Source organism: Rhizobium bangladeshense (assembly GCF_001662075.1).
In the GTDB taxonomy this organism is placed as follows: Bacteria; Pseudomonadota; Alphaproteobacteria; order Rhizobiales; family Rhizobiaceae; genus Rhizobium; species Rhizobium bangladeshense_B.
In genome coordinates this window covers 1-2,912 of record NZ_LYPL01000054.1, presented here as the reverse complement: position 1 = coordinate 2,912, position 2,912 = coordinate 1, and the positions used below count along the sequence as shown (strand labels likewise).

The window sequence follows — 2,912 nt, the reverse complement described above, 5'->3', positions numbered from 1 at the left end:
TCAACGCCGAGATTTCGTTCAGCGGCTGGTTGCGTTCGGTCAGGATCGAGTTCTGCGCATTCGAATACATATCACCCAGGTATTGATCCGACGCCGCCTGCTTGCGCGTCGAGAAATCCCGCATGGCGTTCTCATAGGCCGCCGACCCAATCGTCACGCCCTTGTCGGCAAGGCTCTGCTCTAAGCTCGCCTGATCGCGATCCCATTGGTTGTTGAAGCCGCCCCGCCAATGGTCGTTGACGTACTTGTCGACGTTCCCAGAGCTGAGATCGACGTTCGTGTCGAGGATGCCGGAAATCTTGCCGGTCTGCGAATTCGCGAGCTTTGCCAGGCCGAGCTGCGTCTGCTGCGTCTGGTCATAGATGGCCTGATTTTGCGGCGAGTAGGTCTGATATGCCGAATAGGTCGGTAGCTGATACGTCTTGCCGTTCTGGTCGGTCATCGTCGTATGGCCGGTGACCTTGTATTCCAGCGAACCATCCGGCGTATACTGATTGGTGTGGCTGAGACCAGCGTTCGCAATCGCGGTGTCCACGTTCGTCGCTGTCTGCGCCGCCGCGGTCTGTGTCGGATCGGGCGCTTTCGGCGCCTTAGGCGTTGAGACCATAGGGGAAGTCCTCTTTCATGATTCCGAAGAGCAGCGCGTCGCAGTCGCCAAAATAGCCGCGCTGGCGGCCTTCAAGGCGCGCCCCGAGCCTGTCGAGCGCCTTCTGAGCCTGCACGTTGTCGGCGCGTGTCCTGAACGTCGCACGGCGGCATCCAAGCTGCTCGACGACATAGCGGAAGGCCGCCCGCATCAGCGTCACGGACAGCCGATCGGCTGCGAGCGAAACCTCGACGTCATGCTCGGTCCAGACGTTGAAGACATAGCCGGCGATGATCCGACCGCGATCAACATGCGCCAAGGCAGTATAGGGCGGTTCGAAGGACACCCCGATCTTAGCCCCGACCCAGGCCGCGATATCGGCCCGAGGTTCCGAGACGATCAAAGCGGCGAGCCTTTTTCGTAAAGCACCGATCCGCCCACGACGGCAGCTTCCGAAACGGACCCTGATGAGCCCGAGATCAGGGCGCGCACTGTTGGGGCAAGTGCCGAACCCGCGCCGCCGGCAGAGGCGAATTTTCGCACCAGCGATATGCCCGGGAACTTCGAAACGCCCCAGATTGCCGTTCCCCATTTCGCCGCGGTGCTGTTTTCCACCGACGACAACAGCGCAGTCGGGATCTTCGTCTGATAGTCGACCGAGATCCCGGCATACATCAGCGTCGAGACCCCGATCTGCGCAGTCACGCCAATCAGTTTCGAGAATTTCGTCGAAAGACCATCGCCGAAGCGATTCCACGCCCCGACCATGATGGCATCGATCGACATACCATTATCGTTGGCCCCGGCTTCTGCCTCATAGACAGTGCCATCGCTGCCACCGAAGAATAGCCGATCTTGCCACGTCGCCCAGCAAGAGGCACCCATGCCGACGAAGCGGCACCAAGCCCCTGTCTCGGTGTTCATCACATACTGGTACGGTCCAAACGACGACGGCAGGTTGACGATAGCCATCTGGCGAGCCGGGAAGCTCGACAGCTGCCATTCCTCCGATGTCGTGCCGGCCGCCGCCACGGTCTCGCGCCAGGTCGGACCGATCTTTGCGGTGATGGCGCCCATACTGGTGGCGCCTCGATCGAGCTGGATGGCCTTGGTGATCGGCACGATTCCGTCGGTGGTCATTATTGCCAGGTCAGCGCCAACCGACAGCAGGCACCTGTTCGTGCCGAGCGGCCTGCCGAGTTTGAAGGTGCCGATCAGCCCCCAATTGGTCGAGCTTGACGGGTCCGACCCCTGAAAGACAATCACCTCGCCCTCGGATGACATCAGGACAAGACACTGCTGCAGGCCGGTCGAGACGGGGATGGTCCAAACGTTGATCGCCACCAGCGTACCGCCGTACTTCATGTTGCCGCCGACCGGCAGGACTGTTGCTGTGCCGCTGACGGCATCCGTCGCCAGATACCAGACGTTGGTCGAGTTCTTTTCGATGAACCACGGGCGGGACCGATAGGCCGTCACAGCGATCAGCAACGACGAATCCGGGATGCCGGTGATCATAGTCGTCGCGACATACGCCGTGGCGGTCGAGCCGGTCTCAAGCTGGGCGTTCGTCACGGTGCCGGCCACGGTGAGCGTCAGCGTGCCGGCGGCGGGCGTGAATGTGAGCGTCACCCTGTTGCCGACACCAGTTCCGTTCAGAACCCCGACATGGGCGCCAGACAGCGTGATCGATCCGGTGCCGAAGAAGCTCAGCGTATACGGCACGTTCTTGACCGCGACGTTCTGCGTCGCTGGGGCCGCGCTTCCAACAATGTAGTTGTTGGTCCACGACGAGCCGTTGAACAGCAGCGGTGTATCGAGACCGTTCACCAGCCGCAGATATTCTTGGCCGGCCGGATTGGTGTATTGCTGGAAGGACCAGTGAGCGCTGCTCTGCCCCGAGACGACGGCGGCGCCGACTGCACCCCCTGCCGTGACGTCGAAAATCTTATCCCCTGCCGCGGCGAAGAGCCGATTGCTGACACCGGAATAGGGAATGACGGTCTTCACATCACCGCCCAGGCCCGTTGCGAAGGCGAGGTATCCATAGCGAGCGCGGACGCGGTTGGCCTCCGGAAAAAAGTTATCAAGCTGAAACGCAGCATCCTTCGGCATGTCTGCCATCTCGACGTCGGTGCGCCATCCGCCGATCGGCGCAATCCAATCCTTGCTGGGAGAAACGCGGGTCTTTCCTGCGCTTGCCGGTATGGGTGTACGCGTCATGGGTTCGGAACCGTGATGACAACGGGCCAATAGTTCTCCGGGACCTGCCAGCGGTTGGGCAGAGAGATATCCATCGGGGCTGCGGCGCGGTCGGAGACGAGCG

General features: G+C 61.4%; 2 protein-coding genes and 1 pseudogene. All 3 read right to left on the bottom strand.

What is annotated here, in order from left to right; genetic code table 11:
* Positions 1-607: pseudogene (locus A7X77_RS31185) on the bottom strand (tail fiber domain-containing protein); the annotation flags it as partial.
* Positions 591-989, bottom strand: a complete 399-nt coding sequence (locus tag A7X77_RS31180; RefSeq protein ID WP_064686636.1) for a GNAT family N-acetyltransferase — start codon at positions 987-989, stop codon at positions 591-593. The gene A7X77_RS31180 and the pseudogene A7X77_RS31185, both read right to left, overlap by 17 nt.
* On the bottom strand, positions 986-2,809 hold the full coding sequence (locus A7X77_RS31175) for a hypothetical protein (protein ID WP_064686635.1): 1,824 nt from the start codon (positions 2,807-2,809) through the stop codon (positions 986-988). Before A7X77_RS31175 ends, A7X77_RS31180 begins: the two co-directional genes overlap by 4 nt.
* Positions 2,810-2,912: the final 103 nt, after the last annotated feature.

Coding starts and splice junctions, on each gene's coding strand:
- A7X77_RS31175 (WP_064686635.1), bottom strand. CDS start 2,809: ATGACGCGTACACCCATACCGGCAAGCGCAGGAAAGACCCGCGTTTCT.